24 protein-coding genes are annotated in these 22,695 nt (G+C 71.7%); 11 read left to right on the plus strand and 13 right to left on the minus strand.

Translation table 11 applies throughout. The features are described 5' to 3' along the window. Positions 1 to 28: 28 nt before the first annotated feature. The 4 genes from AB0G11_RS01430 to AB0G11_RS01445 all read left to right on the plus strand — a co-directional run bounded on the left by AB0G11_RS01430 (position 29) and on the right by AB0G11_RS01445 (position 2,916). Positions 29 to 580 (plus strand): sigma-70 family RNA polymerase sigma factor, encoded by a 552-nt coding sequence (locus tag AB0G11_RS01430; protein WP_357583179.1) that lies wholly within the window; start codon positions 29 to 31, stop codon positions 578 to 580. Beyond that, entirely contained in the window at positions 577 to 1,194 is a 618-nt protein-coding gene (locus AB0G11_RS01435) for a hypothetical protein (RefSeq protein ID WP_357583181.1), read from the plus strand. Before AB0G11_RS01430 ends, AB0G11_RS01435 begins: the two co-directional genes overlap by 4 nt. 637 nt (positions 1,195 to 1,831) lie before the next feature. Next, entirely contained in the window at positions 1,832 to 2,314 is a 483-nt protein-coding gene (locus AB0G11_RS01440; RefSeq protein ID WP_219501591.1) for a metallophosphoesterase family protein, read from the plus strand. A 68-nt stretch (positions 2,315 to 2,382) separates the two neighbouring features. Continuing rightward, a complete protein-coding gene (locus tag AB0G11_RS01445; protein WP_357583183.1) occupies positions 2,383 to 2,916 on the plus strand; it encodes a hypothetical protein in 534 nt (177 codons plus the stop codon). Here the strand turns inward: AB0G11_RS01445 and AB0G11_RS01450 are convergent. The 3 genes from AB0G11_RS01450 to ctaD form a co-directional block, all read right to left on the minus strand. Further along, on the minus strand, positions 2,859 to 3,143 hold the full coding sequence (locus tag AB0G11_RS01450) for a hypothetical protein (RefSeq protein WP_219501594.1): 285 nt from the start codon (positions 3,141 to 3,143) through the stop codon (positions 2,859 to 2,861). The genes AB0G11_RS01445 and AB0G11_RS01450 overlap by 58 nt on opposite strands. A gap of 23 nt (positions 3,144 to 3,166) precedes the next feature. After that, the gene (locus tag AB0G11_RS01455; protein WP_357583185.1) at positions 3,167 to 3,394 is read right to left on the minus strand and encodes a hypothetical protein; all 228 of its coding nucleotides are present in this window, start codon (positions 3,392 to 3,394) and stop codon (positions 3,167 to 3,169) included. A 74-nt stretch (positions 3,395 to 3,468) separates the two neighbouring features. Beyond that, positions 3,469 to 5,043, minus strand: coding sequence for a cytochrome c oxidase subunit I (gene ctaD, locus AB0G11_RS01460; RefSeq protein ID WP_219501667.1), 1,575 nt, complete (start codon positions 5,041 to 5,043; stop codon positions 3,469 to 3,471). Between the two features lie 234 nt (positions 5,044 to 5,277). Here ctaD and AB0G11_RS01465 point away from each other — a divergent pair, with 234 nt between their 5' ends. Genes AB0G11_RS01465 through AB0G11_RS01475 form a run of 3 tightly spaced genes read left to right on the plus strand, consistent with a single transcriptional unit; the run spans position 5,278 to position 7,819 of the window. Beyond that, on the plus strand, positions 5,278 to 5,787 hold the full coding sequence (locus AB0G11_RS01465; protein WP_357583187.1) for a SigE family RNA polymerase sigma factor: 510 nt from the start codon (positions 5,278 to 5,280) through the stop codon (positions 5,785 to 5,787). After that, a complete protein-coding gene (locus tag AB0G11_RS01470; RefSeq protein ID WP_357583189.1) occupies positions 5,784 to 6,965 on the plus strand; it encodes a hypothetical protein in 1,182 nt (393 codons plus the stop codon). Before AB0G11_RS01465 ends, AB0G11_RS01470 begins: the two co-directional genes overlap by 4 nt. Before the next feature lie 47 nt (positions 6,966 to 7,012). Continuing rightward, positions 7,013 to 7,819 carry a DUF1206 domain-containing protein gene (locus AB0G11_RS01475; protein WP_246644229.1) on the plus strand — a complete coding sequence of 269 codons (807 nt, stop codon included), beginning with the start codon at positions 7,013 to 7,015 and terminating at the stop codon, positions 7,817 to 7,819. A 6-nt stretch (positions 7,820 to 7,825) separates the two neighbouring features. On the opposite strand, the gene AB0G11_RS01480 is transcribed toward AB0G11_RS01475, so the two are convergent. From AB0G11_RS01480 to AB0G11_RS01495, 4 genes are all read right to left on the minus strand, one after another. Beyond that, complete coding sequence (locus AB0G11_RS01480; protein WP_308125639.1) at positions 7,826 to 8,737, minus strand: D-ribose ABC transporter substrate-binding protein; 912 nt, start codon at positions 8,735 to 8,737, stop codon at positions 7,826 to 7,828. A gap of 12 nt (positions 8,738 to 8,749) precedes the next feature. Next, entirely contained in the window at positions 8,750 to 9,712 is a 963-nt protein-coding gene (locus AB0G11_RS01485) for an ABC transporter permease (RefSeq protein ID WP_357583190.1), read from the minus strand. Continuing rightward, positions 9,702 to 11,204 carry a sugar ABC transporter ATP-binding protein gene (locus AB0G11_RS01490; RefSeq protein WP_357583192.1) on the minus strand — a complete coding sequence of 501 codons (1,503 nt, stop codon included), beginning with the start codon at positions 11,202 to 11,204 and terminating at the stop codon, positions 9,702 to 9,704. Before AB0G11_RS01490 ends, AB0G11_RS01485 begins: the two co-directional genes overlap by 11 nt. A 96-nt stretch (positions 11,205 to 11,300) precedes the next feature. After that, positions 11,301 to 12,815, minus strand: a complete 1,515-nt coding sequence (locus AB0G11_RS01495; protein ID WP_219501615.1) for an N-acetylmuramoyl-L-alanine amidase — start codon at positions 12,813 to 12,815, stop codon at positions 11,301 to 11,303. 189 nt (positions 12,816 to 13,004) lie between these two features. Here AB0G11_RS01495 and AB0G11_RS01500 point away from each other — a divergent pair, with 189 nt between their 5' ends. Beyond that, positions 13,005 to 14,954, plus strand: coding sequence for a family 10 glycosylhydrolase (locus AB0G11_RS01500; RefSeq protein ID WP_357583194.1), 1,950 nt, complete (start codon positions 13,005 to 13,007; stop codon positions 14,952 to 14,954). A 26-nt stretch (positions 14,955 to 14,980) separates the two neighbouring features. Then, entirely contained in the window at positions 14,981 to 15,127 is a 147-nt protein-coding gene (locus AB0G11_RS01505; protein ID WP_219501617.1) for a hypothetical protein, read from the plus strand. 11 nt (positions 15,128 to 15,138) lie between these two features. Here the strand turns inward: AB0G11_RS01505 and AB0G11_RS01510 are convergent, their stop codons facing one another. Genes AB0G11_RS01510 through AB0G11_RS01535 form a run of 6 tightly spaced genes read right to left on the minus strand, consistent with a single transcriptional unit; the run spans position 15,139 to position 21,113 of the window. After that, positions 15,139 to 15,729 (minus strand): ATP-binding cassette domain-containing protein, encoded by a 591-nt coding sequence (locus tag AB0G11_RS01510; RefSeq protein WP_246644230.1) that lies wholly within the window; start codon positions 15,727 to 15,729, stop codon positions 15,139 to 15,141. Positions 15,730 to 15,774: 45 nt separating this feature from the next. Beyond that, entirely contained in the window at positions 15,775 to 17,130 is a 1,356-nt protein-coding gene (locus tag AB0G11_RS01515; RefSeq protein ID WP_357583196.1) for a sulfatase-like hydrolase/transferase, read from the minus strand. Positions 17,131 to 17,140: 10 nt separating this feature from the next. After that, positions 17,141 to 17,947 carry a carbohydrate ABC transporter permease gene (locus tag AB0G11_RS01520; RefSeq protein WP_219501621.1) on the minus strand — a complete coding sequence of 269 codons (807 nt, stop codon included), beginning with the start codon at positions 17,945 to 17,947 and terminating at the stop codon, positions 17,141 to 17,143. Then, positions 17,947 to 18,828, minus strand: a complete 882-nt coding sequence (locus tag AB0G11_RS01525; RefSeq protein ID WP_219501623.1) for a sugar ABC transporter permease — start codon at positions 18,826 to 18,828, stop codon at positions 17,947 to 17,949. The genes AB0G11_RS01520 and AB0G11_RS01525 overlap by 1 nt, the downstream gene beginning before the upstream one ends. After that, a complete protein-coding gene (locus AB0G11_RS01530; RefSeq protein ID WP_357583198.1) occupies positions 18,825 to 20,090 on the minus strand; it encodes a sugar ABC transporter substrate-binding protein in 1,266 nt (421 codons plus the stop codon). The genes AB0G11_RS01525 and AB0G11_RS01530 overlap by 4 nt, the downstream gene beginning before the upstream one ends. A gap of 15 nt (positions 20,091 to 20,105) precedes the next feature. Next, on the minus strand, positions 20,106 to 21,113 hold the full coding sequence (locus AB0G11_RS01535; RefSeq protein ID WP_357583200.1) for a LacI family DNA-binding transcriptional regulator: 1,008 nt from the start codon (positions 21,111 to 21,113) through the stop codon (positions 20,106 to 20,108). A 190-nt stretch (positions 21,114 to 21,303) separates the two neighbouring features. On the opposite strand from AB0G11_RS01535, the gene AB0G11_RS01540 reads away from it, so the two are divergent. Together AB0G11_RS01540 and AB0G11_RS01545 are read left to right on the plus strand one after the other, a co-directional pair. Further along, positions 21,304 to 21,903, plus strand: a complete 600-nt coding sequence (locus tag AB0G11_RS01540; protein WP_219509780.1) for a TetR/AcrR family transcriptional regulator — start codon at positions 21,304 to 21,306, stop codon at positions 21,901 to 21,903. Further along, complete coding sequence (locus tag AB0G11_RS01545) at positions 21,903 to 22,631, plus strand: phytanoyl-CoA dioxygenase family protein (protein WP_357583202.1); 729 nt, start codon at positions 21,903 to 21,905, stop codon at positions 22,629 to 22,631. The genes AB0G11_RS01540 and AB0G11_RS01545 overlap by 1 nt, the downstream gene beginning before the upstream one ends. The last annotated feature ends 64 nt before the right edge of the window (positions 22,632 to 22,695 follow it).

A 22,695-nucleotide genomic window follows, 5' to 3' on the forward strand; every position in this document is an offset into this window, starting at 1 on the left:
GATGTCAGATGACGAAGGGAGCATGCCGGTGCATCGCAAACGGGCGGAGATCGCTACAGATCAGGTGGCGTTCGAAGCCTTCTACCGGCGGCACGTCGACGCGATCACCCTTTTCCTCGCTCGGCGGGTCGACGATCCGCACACGGTCGCCGATCTCGTGGCCGAGGTGTTCCTGGCGGTGCTCGACTCCGCCCGCACCTACCAGCCCGGGCTCGGGCCCGAACTGGCATGGCTGTACGGCGTGGCGCGCAACACGCTGTCGAGCGAGCGGCGCCGGGCATTCAAGGAGTCGCGGCTGACGAACCGCGTGGGCGGCCGCCGCGTCCTGGACACCGACGACCTAGCCAGGCTCGAAGAACGCATCGACGCCGAGAGATCGGCCAGGGAGGTCTTCAAGGCCATGGCCGACCTGTCCGAACGCGAACGCGCCGTGCTGGAACTGGTGGTCGTCGACCAGCTCACGGTCACCGAAGCGGCGATCGCCCTCGGCATCCGGCCGGGGACCGCCAAGGTGCGGTTGCACCGCGCCCGCCGCAAGCTGCAGGCACTGCCCTTGGTCATGGAGGGAGCACCAGGATGAGATTCGAGGAGCAGATACTGATGGAGCTCAAAGCCGAGATGACCGCCCGTGCCGAACGGCGTCACCGCACCCGTCGCCGCCTGTTCACCGGGGCGGCGGTGGCCGGCCTGGCCGCGGTCACGGCGATCGCGGTGCCGCTGCTGACCGGGTCGGAGCAGCCCGCGTACGCCGTGGCCGAGAACGCCGACGGCACGATCAACGTCCAGCTCAACGAGTTCAGGGACGCCGACAAGCTGGAACGGGACCTGGAAAGGCTGAAGGTACCCGCCGACATCACGTACCTCAAGTCCGGCAAGTCCTGCGAGGGGAACAGGGGCAAGATCGTCGGCGGCGCGTCCCCGGAGGAGTGGGAGGGCTCCGCATCGGACAAGGCCGTACGCCTGCGGCCCGGTAAGGGGCTCACCATCGACCCCCGGCACGTCGGCACCGGGCAGACCCTGGTGATGGCGTTCACCGAGAGGAACGACGGGGCCGCCGAGGCGGCGAAGCCGGCGGTCCAGTGGCAGCTCGCGGCCTACGTGGTCGAAGGCCAGGTCAAGCCCTGCGTGGTCGTCGACGACCCGCTCTGGGACGATGCCGACCGCCCCGGCGAGCCTTCCCCCGCGGGTAGCTGACCCACCGAAACCGCACCGCCCGACCAGGGCCATGACCACCAGGGGCAGCCCGCGAACCCAGGCGACCGGGTTCTGCGACCTGCTCCCCTCCGAGCCGAACGCCCGGCCCGTCCGCTGACTCCAGGAACCCGGCGGACGGGCGCGGCCGGGTGGCCGGTCTCCCCTGGACCGAGCGCCCGGCCCGGCCGGCGGCCGGTCCCCTGGCCCGAGCGTCCGGCCCCGCCTGTAGGGCTCCGGGATTCCGCGTGAGCGGGTGCTGGCGGGTGGCCGGTCCGCCTCGGGGGCGAAGGCCCGTCTCGGTCCGGCTTGGGTCGAGTGCCTTGCCCGGCATGCTGGCCTCCGGGATTCCGCGTGGGCGGGCGCGGCCGGGTGGCCGGTCCGCCTTGGGGCGAGGGCCCGTCTCGGTCCGCCGTGGGTCGAGGGCCCGGCCCGCTAACTCCGTCACCCCCGTGAGCGGGTGCTGCCGGGCGACCGGTCCCTCTGCACCGAGCGCCCCCGGTCCACGCCGGGGGTGCAGGGGGCCGGGAGGCCCCTTGCCGGGGGTGTGGGGGGCTGGGCCCCCCACTGGAGGGAGCCCGAGCAGGGGAGCGCGGAGCGCCGTGGGCGAGGACCTTGCCGTTGGGGGTAAGGGCAGGGGATGAGGGTGGTGGTGCTGGCCGACACGCACGGCCCGCGGCGTTGGCGGTCGTGTCCGCCGCGCGTGGCCGAGCAGTTGCGCGGCGCGGAGGTGATCCTGCACGCCGGGGACGTGTGCGTGCGGCCGGTGCTGGACGAGCTGGCCGAGTACGCGCCCGTGCACGTGGTCAAGGGGAACAACGACGGCCCGGACGTGGTGGCGCCGGAGACGCTGGAGCTGGAGCTGGCCGGGTTGCGGGTGGGGATGATCCACGACAGCGGCCCGGCGAAGGGCAGGCTGGGGCGGATGCGGCGGCGGTTCCCGGCGGCGGATCTGGTGGTGTTCGGGCATTCGCACATTCCGTTGGACGAGTCAGCCGGCGAGTTCCGGATCTTCAATCCCGGGTCGCCGACGGATCGGCGGCGGCAGCCGTACGGGACGGTGGGGGTGTTGGAGGTGGACGGCGGGGAGCTGGTGGAGGCGAAGATCGTCGCGGTGACGTGACCGGGTTTGCCGGGGAACGTTGTGCGGTATGTCGGTTACACACAGTGATGTATCGGACGGGGCTGACGATGGACGACCATCCGTGGCAGACGCGGACCCAGTGCCTGATCGAGGCCGGCCCGGCCGACACCGTGGACGTGCGCGTACGGTTCCTGCAGGTGGTGACCCGTGAGGTGGCTCGTGCTCGGGGTGACGAGCTGGAGCCGGCGCCGGAGTTGACCGTCGACGGTGTCCGCTATCTGGCGGGGCAGGAGTCGCGGGAGCGTGAGGTGGCCGTGTCCGGGGTGACGCTGGGTGAGCTGGTGGCGGCGCCGAGCGTGATGGAGGTGGACGTCCCCGCCGATCAGGAGGCCGTGTGGCTGATCGACGTGAGCGGCAGGGCGGGCGCGGTGTTGCGCGGCTGGGAGGCGTTGCACGGCCGGGCGGAGGTTCGGGCGGAGCCGTTGCGGGCGGGGGTGTTCCAGCTTTCGGTGCTGGTGGGGTGCACGACGGAGTGTGGCAAGCACGCGTTCGTGTCGGTGCTGGCGGGCCGGGAGGGTGAGCGTCACTCGGTGCTGTCGGCGCCGGTGGTGCTGGCGGAACGGGCGCCGGTCGCCCGGTAGCCCCAGGGCGCGGCCTCGGGGGTGCCGTCCTGCGTCACGCGGGCTGCGCCGGCTATCGCGCGGCGCTTCGGCCGGCGGCTCTCGCCGAACCTGCCGGACATGGGCGTGTGGCACCGCCTCGGCTGTGCGGGCTGGCCGGCCCCGGCCGCGAACCCGCCGACGCCGCTGCCGTCGAACGGGCTGCCGCCGTTCCTGGGCGCGGGCACCTGGACGGACCACGCCGACACGGCCGGCCTGACGCGGCGGGGGGTCAGGCGGGGGCGCGCTCGGCCGCGATGACGAGCACGACCCCGATCGCGGCCAGGGCGAGGTTGGCGAAGAGCTCGTACCCGGTCAGGATGTCGACCCGGGGGATGATCACCCGGTTGAAGAAGTTCAGGAAGACGCCGAAGAACGGCTGCACGGCGAGGTGGTCGATGGCCCCGCTGGCGCCCTGGAGCGCGAGGACGAGCCCCACGACCTGGATGGTTTTCCGCATGCCGGCAACGCTAGGCACGCGGGCCCCGGCGGACGATCGGTCATCCGTATCGGCCGGGGTGACCAAAGTAGGGGTCAGTCGTCGCGCCCGGAGGTGTGCGGGTAGTGCAGGTCGAAGGCGGGCCGTTCGGAGCGGATCGCGGGCATGAAGGTGAAGTTGTGCCGGGGCGGCGGGCAGGAGGTCGCCCATTCGAGCGAGCCGCCGTAGCCCCACGGGTCGTCGACGGTCACGCGGGGCGCCCGCCGCGCGGTGATCCACACGTTGTAGATGAAGGGCAGCGTCGACAGCCCGAGCAGGAACGCGCCCAGCGAGGAGATGAGGTTGAGGTCGGTGAACCCGTCGACGGCGCTGTAGTCGGCGTAGCGGCGCGGGAACCCGGCCACGCCGAGCCAGTGCTGCACCAGGAACGTGGTGTGGAAGCCGATGAACAGCATCCAGAAGTGGACCTTGCCGAGCGGGTCGTTGAGCATGCGCCCGGTCATCTTGGGCCACCAGAAGTAGAACCCGGCGAACATGGCGAACACGACGGTGCCGAAGACCACGTAGTGGAAGTGCGCGACGACGAAGTACGTGTCGCTGATGTGGAAGTCGAGCGGCGGGGAGGCCAGGATGACGCCGGTCAGCCCGCCGAGGAGGAAGGTCACCAGGAACCCGATCGCGAACAGCATCGGCGTCTCGAACGTCAGATGCCCCCGCCACATGGTGCCGATCCAGTTGAAGAACTTCACACCTGTGGGCACCGCGATGAGGAACGTCATGAACGAGAAGAACGGCAGCAGCACCTGCCCGGTGGGGAACATGTGGTGCGCCCACACCGTCATCGACAGCCCGGCGATCGCGATGGTGGCGGCCACCAGCCCGATGTAGCCGAAGATCGGCTTGCGGCTGAACACGGGCAGCACCTCGGTCACGATGCCGAAGAACGGCAGCGCGATGATGTACACCTCAGGATGGCCGAAGAACCAGAACAGGTGCTGCCACAGGATCGGCCCGCCGTTCTCCGGGTCGTAGATGTGCGTGCCGAGCCGCCGGTCGGCCTCCAGCGCCAGCAGTGCCGCCGCCAGCACCGGGAACGCCATGAGCACGAGCATGCTGGTCAGCAGCACGTTCCAGGTGAAGATCGGCATCCGGAACATCGTCATGCCCGGCGCCCGCATGCACACGATGGTGGTGAAGAAGTTCACCGACCCGAGGATGGTGCCGAGGCCGCTGAGCACCAGGCCCATGATCCAGTAGTCGCCGCCGACGGTCGGCGTGTACTCCGACGTCGACAGCGGCGTGTAGGCGAACCAACCGAAGTCGGCCGCCCCGCCCGGCGTGAAGAACCCGGCCACGGCGATCAGCCCGCCGAACAGGAACAGCCAGTAGCTGACCATGTTGAGCCGGGGGAAGGCCACGTCGGGCGAGCCGATCTGCAACGGCATGATCACGTTGGCGAACCCGGCGAACAGCGGCGTGGCGAACAGCAGCAGCATGATCGCGCCGTGCATGGTGAACAGCTGGTTGTACTGCACCGTGTTCACCAGTTGCAGGCCGGGTTGCATGAGCTCGGCCCGGATGAGCAGCGCCATGACCCCGGCCGCCAGGAAGAACCCGAACGAGGTGATCAGGTACAGGTACCCGATGACCTTGTGGTCCGTCGTCGTCATCCACCTGACCAGCACCGCCCCGGTGCGGTGGCTCTTGACCGGGGCGAGCGGCGAGGTCAGCGGCTCGCCGCTGGACGGCTTGTGGATCGTCACCTGGTTCCCCCTAGTACACGGGCCGTACGTGCGTGACTACCCGGGGTAATGCCACGCTAGGCCCACGAAAATCCCACAAGAGGCATAGTGGGGCGCGTTCGGGAGCGTCTCAGGGACGAAGGACGATCTCTGGGAGGTGACGTGGACGCCGAGGACGAAAGGGTCTTCCGCGAGTTCGTCGCCGCGCGCTCGCCCGCGCTGATGCGGCTCGGCTTCCTGCTCACCGGCGGGGACCAGCACGCGGCGGAGGATCTGGTGCAGGCGGCGCTGGCGAAGCTGGCGGGCCGGTGGCGGCGGGTGGCGGCGCCGGAGGCCTACGCCCGGCAGACCATGTACCGGCAGAACATCAGCTGGTGGCGTACGGCGGTGCGGCGCGGCGAGGTCGTCCGGGACGCGGTGCCCGACATGCCGGGACTCGACCGTACCCATCAGAGCGAGCTGCGCCTGGTGCTGCGGGACGCGCTGGCGAGGCTCACCGCCCGGCAGCGCGCGGTCCTGGTGCTGCGCTACTTCGAGGACCTGCCGGACCACGAGGTGGCGCGGCTGCTCGGCTGTTCGGTCGGCACGGTCAGGAGCACCGCGCACCGCTCGCTGGCCCGGCTGCGGCAGCTCGCCCCGGAGCTCGCACAGGAACTGGAGGCCGCCGTATGAGCAGGCTGCTGAGGGAGACGATGCGGGAGTGGGCCGGGCAGGCCCGGGTGCCGCACGACCTGGCCGACCGGGCGCTGCGCAAGCGCTCCAGGAAGCCCGCCGTCGCGGCTGCGGTGCTGGCCTTCGCGGTGGCGGTCGCTGTGGTCGCGGTCGTGCTGACGGGCCGGCCGGCGACCGTGCGGCCCGCCGACGGGGTCACGCTGCCGCCCCGGCCCTCGCCCGCGCCCACGGACGTGCGCGGCGACCCGGGCAGCATGCGGCCGACGAAGCTGGTGGCCGCCGGCCGGGTGGCGGTCTCGGCGTACTGCACGCACCGGGTGGAGAAGCTCGGCGGCGACCGGGAGCGGCTGCGGCGCACCTGGTGGCTGTACGACCCGCGTACCGGCGGCTACGAGCGGACGTCGTACGCCTGGCTCGACGTGGCGCCGGGCCTGCGGGTGGCGGCGGTGCTCGAAGGGGACGTGATGGGCCGGCGGGCCGGCATCCTCGACATGGAGACGCGGCAGTTCATCACCTGGATCGACCTGGGCCGGGACGTCGCGTCGCTCTCCTGGTCGCCCGACGGCACGCGGCTGCTGGCCACGAGCTACGCCGACTACCCGGACACCTGGCAGCGGAACGGGCCGAACAGCCGGCTGCTTCCTCCCAGCGCCCGCACCGGCTACGTCATCGCCGACGTGCCCGCGGGCACGGTCGAGTTCCACGCCATGCCGCCACTGGAGCGAGGCGCGCAACCCGGCAACGGCAACACGCGCCAGGACCTGGGCTGGAGCCTCGACGGCTCGCTGATCTGGACGCCGGTCGACACCAGCCCCGGCAGGCTCTACCACAGCCCGGACGGCACGCCGCAGGCCGCGCCGCCCGACCTGGTCAGCCAGGGCGGGCTGTCGAAGGTGTCACCGGACGGCAGGCTGGTGCTGGGCGACCCCGGCCTGCCGACCTCGATCACCGACAGGCGGACGGGCGCGGTCGTCGGCCGGCAGCGGGTCCTCCAGCTCCTCGCCTGGGCCGACGACGGGCACGCGCTGGCCCTCGCCTGCGCCGGCGCCTGCGAGAACGAGTTCCGCGCCGCTCTCGCCCTGGTCAGCGTGGACGGCCGGGACGTGGTGCGGCTCACCGGCGACCACGACGCGCGGGCCGAGGAGGAGGGCTGGCAGTGGGTGCTCACGCCTAGATGACGCGTTCGCGGGCAGGTGGAGGTCCCCCGACCCCCGAGGAGGACCCCTTGACTACCGCGCAGAACGCCAGGGCCGCGGCCAGAAGGGCCGCGGACACCCCCGCGCTCGACAGGCTCGCCCGTGTGGGGCTGGCCTGCCGGGGCGTGCTCTACGCGCTGATCGGCGTGCTCGCGATCCAGATCGCGCTCGGCAGCGGGGGAGAGCAGGCCGACAAGGGCGGCGCGATCACCACGGTGGCGGAGCTGCCGTTCGGCTCCGTGCTGCTGTGGGTGATGGTGGCGGGCTTCGCCGCGCTGGCTCTGTGGCAGGCGTCCGAGGTGCTGTTCGGCCACCTGCGCCCGCTGGACCGGGCCGAGGCGGCCTGCAAGACGGTCGTGTACGCGCTGATCGTCTTCACGTTGTGGAGCGTGCTGACGGTGGGCCGCGCCGCCTCGGAGGACCAGAAGTCGCAGGACGTCACCGGCAAGCTGCTCGACCTGCCCGCCGGGCAGCTGCTCGTCGGCGTGATCGGCCTGGGCATCGTCGCGCTGGGCGTCTACTGGATCCGGCAGGGCGTGACCAAGAAGTTCCGGGAGGAGCTCGAACTGGGCCGCATGTCGCCGCGCACCCGTTCGGTGATGGAGAAGCTCGGCGTGGCCGGCTACCTGGCGCGCGGCGCCATCGCCGGGCTGGCCGGGATCTTCGTCGTCCAGGCGGCACTCACCCACGACCCGGACAAGGCGGGCGGCATCGACGCGACGCTCCGCGCGTTCGCCGACACCCCCGTCGGGCCGTGGCTGCTGGTGCTGGTGGCCGTGGGGCTGATGCTGTTCGCCGGCTACTGCTTCGGCGAGTCGCGCTACCGCCGCACCTGACCGGGGTCAGGACGTCTCGAACTCCCCGACGTTCGCCTTGGTCGCCACCTTGACCGGGACGGCCACCGTCTTCTCCACCTGCTCTCCCCTGGCGAGCTTGACCGCCGCCTCCACCGCCTGCTGGCCGAGCAGCCTCGGCTGCTGGGCGATGGTGGCGGCGAGGGTGCCGTCCTTGACCGCGGTCAGGCCGTGCGGGGTGCCGTCGAAGCCGACGACCTTGACCTGCTTGCCGGCCCGGCTGCCGAGCGCCCGGATCGCGCCCAGCGCCATCTCGTCGTTCTCGGCGAACACGCCGGTGACGTCCGGGTGGGACTGGAGCAGGTTCGTCATCACGTCCAGGCCCTTGGCCCGGTCGAAGTCGGCCGGCTGCCGGGCCACGACCTGGATGTTCGGGAACGCCTTGATGCCCTCCTCGAAGCCCCGGCCGCGGTCGCGGGAGGCGGAGGTGCCCGGGGTGCCCTGGAGGACGACGGCCTGGCCCTGCTCGCCCATCTGCTTGGCGAGCTCCTGGGCGGCCAGCTTGCCGCCGGCCACGTTGTCGGAGGCGACGGTCTGCGCCACCTCGACGCCGTTGACGCCGCGGTCCACCGCGATCACCGGCACGTTGACGCGCTCGGCCGCGGTGACGGCGGGCGCCGCCGCGTCGGAGTCGACCGGGTTGAGGATGATCGCCTTCATGTTCTGGCTGGTGAAGTTCTGGACCTGGTTCACCTGCTGGGAGGCGTCGTTCTGGGCGTCGGTGACGGTGAGCGTCGCGCCGAGCTTGTCGGCCTGCTCCTGGGCGCCGTCGCGGAGCTGGACGAAGTACGGGTTGTTCAGCGTCGAGACGGACATGCCGAGCTCCAGCCCGTCGCCGCCCCCGCCGCCGCACGCGGCCAGGCCGAGCGCGAGCGCCATGACTATCGCGGGAATCCGCATGATCGTGCCTTTCTAGTTCGTTCCCCGGCGGCGCAGGGTGTCGACGAGGACGGCCAGCGCGATGACCACGCCGATCACCACCTGCTGCCAGAACGCCGAGACCGACAGCAGGTTGAGCCCGTTGCGCAGCACGGCCAGGATGAGCGCGCCGACGAGCGTGCCGAGCGCCCGGCCCTTGCCGCCCGACAGGCTCGCGCCGCCGATGACGACGGCCGCGATGGCGTCGAGCTCGTAGCCGGCCGCCGCCTGCGGCTGCGCCGAGGCCAGCCGGCTGGCCAGCACGACGCCGGCGACCGCCGCGAACGCGCCGGACAGCGCGTAGGTGATGAGCTTGATCCGACTGACCTTGATCCCGGACAGCCGGGCGGCCTCCTCGTTGCCGCCGATCGCGTACATGGCCCGGCCGGGAAAGGTCCGATTGAGGATGATCGCGGCGACGACGCCCATGACGAGCATCACCAGGACCGGGATCGGCAGGAACCGGCCGACGGTGTCGCCCAGGTGGGAGACCGCCTCCGGCATGGAGATCGGGCTGCCCTGGGAGATGACCAGGGCCAGGCCGCGGGCGATGCCGAGCATGGCCAGCGTGGCGATGAACGGGGGCAGCTTCCCGTACGCGATCAGGACGGCGTTGACCAGCCCGCACGCCACGCCGGTGGCGAGCGAGAGCACGACGGCGGCCGGCCACGGCAGGCCGCCTTCGGTGGCCGTCCACGCCAGCGTGATCGCCGACAGCGCCGCGACCGAGCCGACCGACAGGTCGATGCCGCCGGTGACGATGACGAACGTGGAGCCGAACGCCAGGATGGCGGTCACGGCCGCCTGCACGCCCACGTTGAGCAGGTTCGTCAGGCTGAGGAAGTCGGACGACAGCAGCGACAGCGCGATGACGAGCACGACCAGCGCGGCGATCGCGCCGTTCTCGGCGAGCCAGGCCGACGACCGGCTGTCGGTCCCGCCCTGCTTACTCCGCACGAGAGCCCGCCACGTCGGTGACGGCCAGCGCCATCACGCCGTCCTGGGTGGCCTCGTCGGCGCGCAGCTCGCCGACGAGCCGGCCGCGCGCCATGACGAGGATGCGGTCGCTCATCCCGAGCACCTCCGGCAGATCGCTGGAGATCATCAGCACCGCGTGCCCCGAGTCGGTGAGGGCGTTGACGAGCTGGTAGATCTCGACCTTGGCGGCCACGTCGACGCCGCGTGTCGGCTCGTCCAGGATGAGCACGCCCGCCTGGGCGGCGAGCCACTTGCCGATGACGACCTTCTGCTGGTTGCCGCCCGACAGCGTGCGGACCTCCTGGTCGAGGCCGGTCATGCGGATGCCGAGCTGCTCGGCGACCCGGGCCGCCGCGGTGCGCTGGCCCTTCAGGTCCACGAACCCGGCCCTGGTGGCGTCGCGCAGCGTGACCAGCCCCAGGTTCTCGCCGATGCCGGCGCCCAGGACCAGGCCCTGCCCCTTGCGGTCCTCCGGCACCAGCCCGAGCCCGGCCTCCATCGCGGCGTGCACGTCGTGCGGCGGCAGCCGGCGCCCGCGCACGAACACCTCGCCGGCGTCGTAGCGGTCGGCGCCGAACACCGCCCTGGCGACCTCGGTGCGGCCCGCGCCCACCAGCCCGGCCAGCCCCACCACCTCGCCCGCCCGCACCTCGAACGAGACGTCGTCGAACGCTCCCCTGCGGGTCAGCCCGCGCACGCTGAACAGCGGCTCGCCCAGCTCGGCCGGGCGGCGTGGGAACTGCTGGTCGACCGGCCGGCCCACCATGAGCCTGACCAGCTCGTCCTGCGGCGTGCCTGCGGGCACCTCGGCCACCGAGCGGCCGTCGCGCAGCACCGTCACCCGGTCGCCGATCTCGGCGATCTCCTCCAGGTGGTGGGTGATGAACACGATCGCCACGCCCTCGTCGCGCAGCCGCCGGACGATCGCGAACAGCTTGCCGACCTCGCCGGTGGTGAGCACCGCCGTCGGCTCGTCCATGATCAGCACCCGGGCGTCCAGCGACAGCGCCTTGGCGATCTCCACCATCTGCATGCGGGCGATGCCCAGCCTGCGGACCGGCGTGCGCGGGTCGACCCGCACGTCCACGCGCTCCAGCAGCTCGCGGGCCCGGCGCTGCATCGCGGCCGTGTCGACGAGCCCGAACCGGCGCGGCAGCCTGCCCAGCGACAGGTTCTCCGCCACCGACAGGTCCGGCACCAGGTTGAACTCCTGGTAGATGGTCGAGATGCCGAGCCGCCGCGCGTCACCGGCGTCGCGGATCTCCACCGGCCGCCCGTCCATCAGCACGCGGCCCTCGTCCGGCCGGTACGCGCCGGACAGGATCTTGATCAGCGTGCTCTTCCCGGCGCCGTTCTCGCCGAGCAGCACGTGCACCTCGCCCGCGCGCAGGCTCAGATCGACCCCGTCCAGCGCGCGCACGCCGGGGAAGGACTTGGTCAGCCCTTCCGCCCGGAGTGTCGCCTCGCTCACTCAGAGGGATCTTTCCGCCCCCGCCGACGTCAAACCCGCAGGTGGGAGCGGTGAAGCCCCCGGCCCGCGCACGGGCCGGGAACTTCACTTCAGGACTCAGACGCGCGAGATGCGGACCGCGTCCGCGATCACCAGCCCGGTGCCGGACGTCCATCTGCTGACGCCCACCACGTTCTGCGTTCCCGCGTTGAGCGAGAAGGTGCCGATGCTGCGCCAGGCGCCTCCTCCGGATCTCTGGTCGACGTACACGGTCTGGTTGCCGCCCGCCGTGGCCACGATGTACGGGGCCGAGCTGTTGTATCCCGGATCGCTGGGATACCAGACCTCCACCCGGTACGTGCCGGCGCTCGGGATGGCGGCCGAGTACCAGGCCGGGTCGCTGGCGGCGACCGGTTCGGCGAAGCGGTAGTCGGTGCCGTGCCGCTGGCTGGAGTAGGCCGAGGTGCCCCAGTTGGCGCTGGCGGTGAAGCCGGAGCTGGAGTTGTCCACGGTCGTGGTCCACGTCGGAGTGCCGCCTCCGCCGTTGACGTAGTTCATGAACGTGGTCCAGTTCCAGTGCCGGCCCGGGTCGGTGTGCGTGGCGCCGGGGACCTCGTTGTGGCCGATGATGCCGGTACGGGTCTTCGGGATGCCGTACTTGTCGCACAGGTGCTTGGTCAGGGCGGCCGAGGCGCGGTACATGGCGTCGGTGAACCAGGAGGCGTCGTCGACCCAGCCCTCGTGCTCGATGCCGATGGACCGGGTGTTGTACGTCCAGTTGCCCGCGTGCCAGGCGATGTCCTTGTCGCGGACCATCTGGGTGACGGCGCCGTTGGAGGACTTGATCACGTAGTGGGCCGAGACGTTGGCGCTCGGGTTCTGGAACCAGGAGATGGTGCCGGCGTACGAGCCCTGGGTGACGTGGATGATCACCCGGTCGATGTTGTAGCTGGACTCGCGGCTGGAGGCGGTGTAGTTGCCGGAGTTGGCGGCGACCCAGGCGGCGGGCGGGTAGTCGGCGCTGGCCACGGTGGCCTGCGCGTTCAGGTCGCGGGCGTCGGCCAGCGCGCCTCGGTCGGCGGTGACCTCCTGCGGGGCGACGGTCACGCCGCGCGCCTGGAGGCCGAGGCCGAGGCTCTCGTAGACGGCGTCGGCGTACAGGCGGGACAGCTCGGGCGAGGTGGCGTTGCCGTACGCGGCGACGGCCTGGTACCAGCGGCCGATGTCGTCGCGGGCGGCCTCGTCGAGGCCGAGCTTGTCGGCGTGGGCGCGGAGCACGGCGGCGCCGCCGAGGATGTTGGCCGCGTCGTCCTTGCGGAGCTTGGCGACGGGCTGGCCGGTGAGTTCGGCGGCCTGTTCGAGGCTCTTGTTGGTGGGGTTGCTCACCAGGTGCATTACGCCGTACCCGCCGCTGGCGCTGGGCTCGCCGTTGTGGCCGTCGAGGTGGGTTTCGGCGTATCCGAGCGCGACGAGCAGGTCCCGGGGGACGTCGTGCGCGGCGGCTGCCCGGTCGAAGGCTTCGGACAGGGGGTTGGCGGTGTGCTGGGCCAGGGCCGGCTGACCTGCGAGGACCATGAGGGAGGTGATGACCGCGGCCGTGAGGGCCACTAATCGCGTTCGGGCGAGAGTCATGGGCGCTCCTCGTTGGGGGGTATCGGTCGCACAGTAAGGCCGTTCCATGACTGATGTCGATAATTGACATTACTTAGGTATTAAAGGAAACTTTCCGCCCGCGCGAAGAGGCTGGCGGGCTAGGTTGGGCCCCCGCCAATGTGGTGAAAACTATTGCGCTCTACGGGAAGTCGGCTGAAACTTCCCTTCGTGACCACGCTTCTGCGTCTCGTCCTGACGACCCTGCTGGCCGTCTTAGCCGGCGCCGTGGCGCCCGCGACCGCACCCGCGGCGGCCTCCTCCGCCTGCACCGTCGACCCCGCCACGCCCAAGCGCCAGCTCAGGGCCATGTGGATCTCCAGCGTCGCCAACATCGACTGGCCCAGCCGCACCGGACTGAGCGTGGCCGCCCAGCAGGCCGAGTTCCGCTCCTGGCTCGACCTGGCCGTACAGCGCCGGATGAACGCCGTGGTCGTCCAGGTGCGGCCGACCGCCGACACGTTCTGGCCCTCCAGCCTGGAACCGTGGTCGCAGTGGCTCACCGGCACCCAGGGACGCGACCCCGGCTATGACCCGCTCGCCTTCATGGTCGCCGAGGCGCACGCCCGCAACCTGGAGCTGCACGCCTGGTTCAACCCCTACCGCGTGGCCAACCACGACGACCCCAGCCGCCTGATCTCCACCCACCCGGCGCGCCGCAACCCCGCCTGGCGCTTCGCCTACGGCGGCAAGCTCTACTACAACCCCGGCCTGCCCGAGGTCCGCGACTTCATCGAAGACGTGATCATGGACGCGGTCAGCCGCTACGACATCGACGGCGTCCACCTCGACGACTACTTCTACCCCTATCCCGTCAGCGGCCAGACCATCCCGGACTCGGCCGCGTACTCCCAGCACGGCGGCGGGATGAACATCCACGACTGGCGCCGCGAGAACGTCAACCTCCTCGTACGCGAGCTCGACCAGCGCATCCACGCCGCCAAGCCGCACGTGACGTTCGGCATCAGCCCGTTCGGCATCTGGCGCAACGCCTCCGCCGACCCGCTCGGCTCGCGCACCTCCGGACTCCAGTCGTACGACGCGATCTACGCCGACAGCCGCCGCTGGGTCAAGCAGGGCTGGGTGGACTACATCTCGCCGCAGATCTACTGGCACATCGGCTTCAGCACGGGCGCGTACGAGGTGCTGACCGCCTGGTGGGCCGAGGTCGTCCGGGGCACCGGCACCCAGCTCGTCATCGGCCAGGCCGCCTACCGCGCGGGCGCCTCCGGCCAGGACGCCGCCTGGCAGGACCGCAACGAGCTGAGCGACCACCTGCACGTCAACCGGCAGCACCCCGAGGTCGCCGGCGACGTGTACTTCAGCGCCAAGGACGTCAGGGCCGACCGCATCGGCTCGTTCTCCACGCTGGCCGCCGCCCACTACGGCAAGCCGGCGCTGCTGCCCGCCCGCGGCTCCGCAGCCGCGCCCGCCGCGCCGTCGATCACCTCGGCCACCCGCGTCACGAACGGCGTCTCGCTGGCCTTCCAGGGCTCCGGCGCCCGCTACTACGCGATCTACCGCACCACCGGAGCCGCCGGCGAGTGCGCGTTCGCCGACGCCCGCAACCTGGTCGCCACCACGACGAAGACCGCCTACACCGACACCACGGCCGCGCCCGGCACCGCCTACACCTATTACGTGACCGCGCTCACCCGCACTCACCAGGAGAGCGCCCCCAGCGCCGGCAGGTCCGTGACCGGCTCCGGCGAGACCTTCAGCGTCACCGTCGACAACGCCGACGCCGCCTTCACCGCGAGCGCCGCCTGGGGCACCTCCACCTACTCCCCGCAGCTCCACGGCACCGACTACCGCTTCGCCGACCCGGTCTCAGCCAGCGACCCGGCCTGGTTCCGGGCCGCGATCCCCGCCGCGGGCAGCTACCGCGTCGAGGTGTGGCACCCGGCCAACGCCGGCTACAGCAGCGCCGCGCCGCACATCGTGGCCGCGGCGGGCGGCAACCAGACCGTCACCGTGGACCAGCGCTCGGGCGGCGGCGCCTGGCGCGTGCTCGGCACGTTCTCGCTGGCCGCGGGCACGTACAACGTGGTGGGGGTGAGCCGCTGGACCTCCGCGCCGGGTTACGTCATCGCCGACGCCGTGCGCATAACCCGCGTGTGACCCGCGGTTCTGGGTAGGGGGCGCGCATGACCCTCATAGACCGCGTGCGCGCCTACCTCCGCAGCCCCCAGGGCAGGCAGACGATCGAGAAGGCCAAACGGATGGCCCGAGACCCCCGCAACCAGCACAAGGCACGCCGGTTCCTGGACCGGTTCCGCTCCCGCCGCCACTAGCCGCCGCCAGCTCACGGCCGGCCGAAGCGGATGCTCTCCAGCAGGTCGGCCTCCGCCCGGTCCAGGACCCTGGCGCTGTGAGCGGGCGCCGGCCGGCCCGCTCGGGCGCGCGCCAGCAGGGCGTGGCAGCGGCGGTGGTGCCGGGCGAACGTCCGGTCCGGCACGACGCGGCCCCTGGCGTGCTGGCCCGCCTTCGCCACCTCCGGCGTGACGTCCAGCAACACCAGGTGGAAGCCGCCCCGCCGGCCCATCCAGGCGAACGCGCGCAGCACGAACGCGCCGCAGCCCCGGTTGTGGGCGACCACGGACCGCCCGGCCCGCACCGCCGCGCGAATCCGCCACAGGTGCGTGCAGAACACCACGAACGTCCGCACCGGCTTCGGGGCCCAGCGCAGCCCGCCGGCCCAGTGCAGGCGTGACTGCATGGAGTCGATCACCGCCGCGCCGCCCGCCGTGACCGGGCCGCTCTCGGTCCCGGTCAGGCCGTACAGGCGGCGCAGCAGCGTGGTCTTGCCCGCGCCGGGCAGGCCGGTGAGGATCACCAGCGATCCGGCGGGGAAGTGCAGGGACGTCTCCCGGGCAGCGGGCACAGAGATGGACAAAACTGCTCACCTTCCCACGAACCCTCAGACGCACGTCCCCCCAACCTAGCGAGCTTGGTGGCCGAATCGGGCCGGAGCGGGACCGCCGAGGCGGACGACGGGATCGGCGAGCACGTCGGAGTCGCGTTCCGGGGCCGGGTCGATGACCGGTTCGGGCTCGCCCGCCTCGGCGATCCGGCGCAGCAGCCGTTCGCGCAGCTCCGCCGACACCTCCAGGTGCGAGCGCAGCCCGGCCAGGTTGACCAGCTCGTGCGGGTCGCTGTCGAGGTCGTACAGGGCCTGCTCGCGGTAGCGCGGCGAGCCGGCGTCGTGCCACGGGTCGGCGTCCTCGGCCACCGCGTAGTACTTCCACCGGGACGTGCGGATGCCGCGCCCCACCTCCGACTCGCTCACCTGGAAGAACACCTCGCCGGGCCACTCGGCGCGGGAGTCGCGCAGCAGCGGCAGGAACGAGCGCCCCTGCATGTCCTCCGGCACCGGCAGCCCGGCGGCCTCCAGCAGCGTCGGCGGCAGGTCGAGGGTGCTGACCGGCCGTGCGATCGCGCCCCCGCCGTCGAAGCCCGGACCGCGTACGGCCAGCGGCACCCGCAGCGAGGCGTCGTGGCAGGACCGCTTGTACTCGTCGTTGCGCGTCTTGAAGTGGCTGCCGTGGTCGGAGGTGTAGGCCACGATCGTGTCGTCGAGCAGCTCCATGCTGCGCAGCGCGTCGAGCAGCCGCCCCAGCCCCTCGTCCAGCCGTTTGACCTGGCCGAGGTAGCCGCCGAGATGCCGGTGCGCGGTGCCGCCGAGCGCCGCCAGGTCGGGCGGCAGCCAGCGGCCCTGATAGCGCTCCTCGTAGCCGTCGGGCGCCGGGTAGTTGTCGACCTCGTTCTGGTGGTGCGGCTCCAGGAACGACAGGAACAGGAAGAACGGCTCCTCGTGGTGGTCGGCGACGAACCGGACGGCGGCGTCCACCAGCGCGTCGGAGCGGTAGCCGGGCAGGAAGACGGGCTCCTCGGCCTCGTCGTAGACGATCGTCCGGTAGGCGTCGGAGGTGAACTCCAGCGTGTTGGCCGCCAGCCAGCTCCGGTAGCCGCCGCGCTGGTCCTCCGGCACCGGGTCGCCCTGGGCCAGGTGCCATTTGCCGATGTACCCGGTGGCGTAGCCGGCCTCGCCGAACCGGTGGGCCAGCGTGCGCTCCTCCGCCGGCAGCGTGAGCCCGTTGCGGTGCACCCCGACCGTCGTCGGGTAGCGCCCGGTCTGCAGCGCGGCGCGGGCGGGCGCGCACACCGGCTGCGGCGTGAGCGCGACCGTGGCCTGGGTGCCGTGCCTGGCCATCCTGTCGAGGTTGGGGGTGAAGGGGCCGACGGTGTCCCACCGCTGCTGGTCGGTCAGGATCACGATCACGTTCGGGCGTGCCAAGAAGAAGCTCCTAACGAAGGCCGGTCAGCGCGATGCCGCGGACGAAGTAGCGCTGGGTGACGATGAACAGGACGGCGGTGGGCACGAACAGGATCACCGAGCCCGCGGCCGTCAGGTGCCAGAGCGTGAAGTACTCCTGGTTGAACAGCGTGAGCCCGACGGGGATCGTCCGCATCTCGGGCGTCGTGGTCGCCACCAGCGGCCACAGGAACTCGTTCCACTGGAAGACGAACGTGAACAGGCCGAGCACGGCCAGCGCCGGGCGCGTCTGCGGCAGGATGATCCGCCGGTAGATGGCGAACTCCGACGCCCCGTCGATGCGCGCGGCGTGGATGAGGTCGTCCGGGATCGGCTGGATGAACTGCCGCATGAGGAAGATCCCGAACGCGTCCATCAGGAACGGCGTGATCAGCCCCTGGTACGTGTTGATCCACCCGAGGTGTGCCATCAGCACGTAGAGCGGGATCATCCGCACGAAGAACGGCACCATCAGCGTCGCCAGCAACGCCACGAACAGCGTATTGCGCAGCGGGAAGCGGAACTTGGCGAACACGTACCCGACCAGCGGGTCGAACAGCAGGTGCGCCAGCGTGATCCCGCCGGCCACGACCAGGCTGTTGACGATGAAGTCGCCGAACGGCGCCCGGGCGAACAGCTCGGCGTAGTTGCCCCACTGCGGCGACTCCGGCCACACCACGGCCTCGGCCGACAGCGTCTCGGCCTCGGTCTGCAGCGACAGCGAGAGCATGTAGAGCAGCGGCAGCACCATCACCAGCGAGGCCACGGTCAGCAGCGTGTAGAGCAGCGCGCGCCGCATCAGTACTGCACCTCCCCGCGCCGCCCGGCCCGGAGCTGGACGAGCGTGAAGGCGACGATCACGATCAGCAGCAGCACCGACTGCGCCGAGGCGTAGCCGAAGTCGCGGGCACGGAAGGCGACGTTGAAGATGTGGAACACCGACAGGTCGGTGGCGTCGCCCGGCCCGCCGTTGGTGATGATGTACGCCTGCCCGAACGCCTGGAGCCCGGAGATCACCGCCATCACCGACACGAACAGCGTCGTCGGCGCGAGCAGCGGCAGCGTGATCCGCCAGAACCGGTGCCACGCGTCGGCCCCGTCGATCTTCGCCGCCTCGTGGAACGTCTCGGGGATGCCCTGCAGCCCGGCCAGGAACAGCACCATCGTGTAGCCGACGCTCTGCCATAGCGTGACGGCGGCGATGGTCAGCAGCGGGCTGGTGTTGAGCCACTGCTGCTCCGGCAGCCCGAGGGCGGCCAGCGTCCGGTTGAGCACGCCGAGCTCCGGGTCGAGGATGTTGCGCCAGAGCAGCCCGACGATCGCCACCGACGTCAGGTAGGGCACGAGCAGCATCACCCGGAACGCCACCCGCCCCCTGAGCGGCTGGTCCAGCGCCATCGCCAGGCCCAGCCCGAGCACGATCGACCCGGCCACCACGATCAGCGCGAACCCGCCGGTGACCAGGAACGAGTGCCGCACCGCCGGATCGGCCAGCGCCTGGGTGTAGTTGCCCAGCCCGGCGAACCGGTCCGCGGACGGCCCCGTCATCAGGCTCGTGGAGACCACGTTCCCGATCGGCAGGTAGAAGAAGGCGGCGAAGAACAGGATCGCCGGCAGCAGGAACAGGTAGGCGGTGCGGGCATACCGGGCGGAGAGCGTACGCGGGCGCAGCACGCTCATTTCAGGTAACCCCGGGCCGCCTCGGCGAACTTCTCGACGGCCGCCGCGGCGGGCTCGTTCTGGATGAGCACCGACTGGTACATCTTCTTCAGCTCGTCGTCGAAGCGCCCGAACTGCCCGGTCAGCCGGATCTCCTGGCTGGCGTCGCGGGCCATGCCGAGCGCGTCGGCGAACGCCTTGATCCCCGGGTCGGCCTGCACCTCGGGCAGCTCCGCCCAGGAGAGGCGCGGCATCAGCATGCCGACCTCCTCGGTGGCGGCCCGCTCGACCTCCAGCGCGGTGATCCGCTTGACGAAGTCCCATGACAGGTCGGGCCTGCGTGCCTTGGCCGGGACGAACACGCTGGTCCCCGCCGCGTTCGTGGCCTGCTCGCGGCCCTTGAGCGGGGCCGCGTAGCCGACCTCGATGTCGGGGCTGGTCTGCTTGATCGGCCCCAGGTCCCACGGCCCGGTGATGATCATCGCGGCCCGCTTGGCGGAGAACAGCTTCTGCGGCCCCGAGTAGTCGGTGCCCGACACCGGCACCGGCGCGACCTTGTGCTTGTGCACCAGCTCGGCCTGGAAGCGCATCGCCTCCACGGCCGCGTCGTGCGGCACCAGCACGCCCTTGGTCGCCGGGTCGTAGTAGCGCACGCCGTTCTGCATCAGCCACGGCCCGGCGTAGCCGTGGTCCTGGTTGAGCGCGATGCCGTACACGTCGCCCTTGGTGAGCTTCCCGGCCGCCTCCAGCAGCTCCTCCCAGGTGGTGGGCGGCTCGACGCCGGCCGCGTCCAGCATGCCCTTGTTGTAGAGCAGCAGCGTGCACGTCAGGTGGAGCTGCACGCCGTACACCTGGCCCTGGTACGAGTTCCGCTCGACGGTGACGGGACGCCAGTCGGACGGGAAGCCCATCGCCCGGCCGTCACGGTCGACGTACTCCTGGAGCGACAGGGCGTTGCCGGAGATCGCGAAGTCCTGGACCCAGCCGCCGGGCTCCTCGACCACGTCGGGCACGCTGCCGGAGGCGAAGTCGGCCAGCAGGCGGGTGCGCAGGTCGGGCCACTGGTACTTCTGGAAGTTGACCTTGACCTGGTGGGCCTGCTCGAACTCGGCGATCACCTTGCGGTAGGCCTGGTAGTCGTGGCCGGCGTTCCAGTAGACGGTGAACGTGCCGGGCTCGGCGGACGGGGCGGGTGGGGCGCCGGCGCAGGCGTTCAGGAGGGGGACGGCGGCGGCGGCCGACGCCAGGCGGAGCAGGTCGCGGCGGGAGAGGGCGGGGGACATCTCATCGGTTCCCTTCTAGGAAGAGCCCCGGCGCAGGAACGCCCAGGAGCGGACGATCTCGCGGTCGGGCAGTGGCTCGTCGGCCTGGAGGCGGTCGAAGAGCAGGCGCACGACGTCGGTGTAGTCGTGCCTGAGCGGGCCAACGGTGCTGAGCTGCGGGTTGGCGATGAGTCCTTCGTCGATGTTGCCGACGCCGACCACGGCGACGTCGTCGGGCACGCGCAGCCCGGCGTCCCTGGCGGCCCAGATCGTGCTGATCGCGGCCCGGTCGCTGGCCGCGAAGATCGCGTCGGGCGGCTCCGGGCCGCGCAGCAGCGCGGTGGCCGCCTGGTAGGCGCCGACGCGGTCGTCCGCGCCGGGCACCACGATCCGGCGCGCCGGGTCGACGCCGTGCCGGTCGAGCGCGGTGGTGTAGCCGAGCAGCCGGCCGGCGGGCCGCTCGCGGTAGAGCTCGTAGCGCTGGGCCAGGAACGCGATGCGCCGCCGGCCCTGCGCGATCAGGTGCTCGACCGCCTCGGCACACGCCTCGGCCTCCGGCGTCCGTACGACGTCGCAGCCCGGAGGCACGTTCTCCTGGCCGATGACCACGGTCGGCATGCGGGTGGCGACGACCGATGACAGCAGGTCCTCGGTGAGGTGGTCGCCGACGGCGTGGATCAGCACGCCGTCGGCGATGCCGCCGCGCAGCACGTCGACCGCCGCGACGGCGCGCGCCTCGGAGTAGACGGTGAGCGTGACGACCGAGTAGCCGTGGCCGTCGGCCATCTCGTGCAGGTCGCGGGCCAGCCGCTCGTCGGTCGGCACGCCGCCGAACGACGACTGCACCAGGCACACCCGCTGGGTGCGCCGCCGCCGCAGGCTCCTGGCGGCCTGGTTGGGGGTGTAGCCGAGCTGGGCGGCGGCGTCGATCACGCGCTGCCTGGTCTCGGCGGCCACCCGCCTGTCCCGGCCGCCCAGCACGTACGACACGGTGGCGATCGACACTCCGGCGAGCTCTGCCACCTGTTTGGCGGTAGGTCTCATGTTATACGAATAACATAGTATTTCCTGCATGTAAAGTAGGTTTTTATCCGGGCCCTTTGTGGAGTGACGTGATGCTCGGCCGGAACGACGAGTGTGTGCTGCGTCATAGTGGTTAATCGTTTAACACACGAATGCCCGTAGCGGGAGGCCCCATCTTGCAAGTTGAGTTGAGCTCAACCAACATGGAGGCGTGGAACCGTTGTCCGAACGCGCCGCCGCCAGCCGCCGCCGCCTGCTCGAAGCCGCCGCCGACGAGCTCATCGCCACCGGCGACGTCGAGGTGGCGGCCGTCGCCCGGCGCGCCGGCCTCAGCGTCGGCCTGCCGTACCGCTACTTCGGCACCCGCAGCGGCCTGATGAGCGCGCTCCTGGAGGACTTCTACGAGCGGCTGGTGGCCGACACCGTCCTGGTCAGCTTCGACGGCGACACCTGGCTCGACCGGTGGCGCGCCCAGCTCACCACCTGGGTCGACCGCGTCTACGACGACCCGCTGGCCCCCGTCGTCCTCGGCCGCATGGTCGGCGACGCCGAGGTGGCGGCCATGGAGGCGCGCTGCTTCAAGCTCGTCATCACACTCGGCGCCAAACACGTCGCCGCGGGCCAAGCCGAAGGCGCCGTCGTCGCGGGCCGCGACCCCGAGCTGCTGGCCACGGCCGTGGTGGGCGGCATGCGCGCCGTCTTCACCGTCGTCCTCGACCAGGACCCCCGGCCCGAGCGGGCGACGGTGCTGCGCGAGCTGTGGGAGTTCAGCACCGCCGCGCTCGGCGCCCGCCCGCGAGGAGACGGCTGATGGCCGCCGGCGCCCTGTCCGCGCTGCACCGCGACGGCTTCCTCGTGCTGCCCGGCGTGCTCGCCCCGGCCGCCTGCCGGCGCATCCGCGCCGACCTCGCCCCGCTGCTCGGCCCCGCCGGCCGCGATCCCTTCCGCACCGGCCACCTCCGGCAGGTCTTCGGCGTGCTGACCAACACCCGGGCCGTCGACCCCCTGCTCGACCACCCGGCGGCCCTCGCCTTCCTGGACCGCCTCCTGCTGCCGAACTTCCTGCTGTCCCAGCTCGAAGTGATCGAGGTGCGCCCCGGCGCCCCGGCCCGCCCGCCCGCGCCGGACGACCGGCACTACCCGCTGCCCCGCCCGCGCCCCGCCCTGTCGGTGGCCGCCCTGTGGCCCCTCGACGACGCCGCGATCACCGTCTGGCCGGGCAGCCACCGCTGGCCCGACGACCGCACCCCGATCGGCTCCGGCGTCCCGCTGCCCGTCCAGGCCGGCTCGTGCGTGCTGCTCCTCGGCACCCTCTGGCACGCCCGCCCGCCGCTTCCCGACCTGGCCGCGCCCCGGCTGACGGTCACCGCCCACTACTGCGAGCCCTGGCTGCGCACCCGCGAGGCGTTCACGCTCTCACCGGGCCGCGAGGTCGCCCGCCAGCTCACCGGGCGGGTCCGCCGCATGCTCGGCTACAGCGTCCACCCGCCCGACACCGGCCTGGTCGACGGCATGCACCCGGAGCGGCTGTTCGCCTAGAAAAAATCTCTCCTCCCTCTGTCACACCTCCCCGCCGGGGCGGGTCGGGGTGATGAAGGCAGAA

Source organism: Nonomuraea sp. NPDC023979, from assembly GCF_040639085.1.
Taxonomy (GTDB): Bacteria; Actinomycetota; Actinomycetes; order Streptosporangiales; family Streptosporangiaceae; genus Nonomuraea; species Nonomuraea ceibae.

Excerpts from the sequence above, each read along its gene's own strand:
- AB0G11_RS01435 (WP_357583181.1), top strand. The coding sequence starts at position 577 with ATGAGATTCGAGGAGCAGATACTGATGGAGCTCAAAGCCGAGATGACC.
- AB0G11_RS01440 (WP_219501591.1), top strand. The coding sequence starts at position 1,832 with ATGAGGGTGGTGGTGCTGGCCGACACGCACGGCCCGCGGCGTTGGCGG.
- AB0G11_RS01445 (WP_357583183.1), top strand. The coding sequence starts at position 2,383 with ATGGACGACCATCCGTGGCAGACGCGGACCCAGTGCCTGATCGAGGCC.
- AB0G11_RS01455 (WP_357583185.1), bottom strand. The coding sequence starts at position 3,394 with ATGCGGAAAACCATCCAGGTCGTGGGGCTCGTCCTCGCGCTCCAGGGC.
- ctaD (WP_219501667.1), bottom strand. The coding sequence starts at position 5,043 with ATGACGACGACGGACCACAAGGTCATCGGGTACCTGTACCTGATCACC.
- AB0G11_RS01470 (WP_357583189.1), top strand. The coding sequence starts at position 5,784 with ATGAGCAGGCTGCTGAGGGAGACGATGCGGGAGTGGGCCGGGCAGGCC.
- AB0G11_RS01480 (WP_308125639.1), bottom strand. The coding sequence starts at position 8,737 with ATGCGGATTCCCGCGATAGTCATGGCGCTCGCGCTCGGCCTGGCCGCG.
- AB0G11_RS01495 (WP_219501615.1), bottom strand. The coding sequence starts at position 12,815 with ATGACTCTCGCCCGAACGCGATTAGTGGCCCTCACGGCCGCGGTCATC.
- AB0G11_RS01505 (WP_219501617.1), top strand. The coding sequence starts at position 14,981 with ATGACCCTCATAGACCGCGTGCGCGCCTACCTCCGCAGCCCCCAGGGC.
- AB0G11_RS01520 (WP_219501621.1), bottom strand. The coding sequence starts at position 17,947 with ATGCGGCGCGCGCTGCTCTACACGCTGCTGACCGTGGCCTCGCTGGTG.
- AB0G11_RS01525 (WP_219501623.1), bottom strand. The coding sequence starts at position 18,828 with ATGAGCGTGCTGCGCCCGCGTACGCTCTCCGCCCGGTATGCCCGCACC.
- AB0G11_RS01530 (WP_357583198.1), bottom strand. The coding sequence starts at position 20,090 with ATGTCCCCCGCCCTCTCCCGCCGCGACCTGCTCCGCCTGGCGTCGGCC.
- AB0G11_RS01535 (WP_357583200.1), bottom strand. The coding sequence starts at position 21,113 with ATGAGACCTACCGCCAAACAGGTGGCAGAGCTCGCCGGAGTGTCGATC.
- AB0G11_RS01545 (WP_357583202.1), top strand. The coding sequence starts at position 21,903 with ATGGCCGCCGGCGCCCTGTCCGCGCTGCACCGCGACGGCTTCCTCGTG.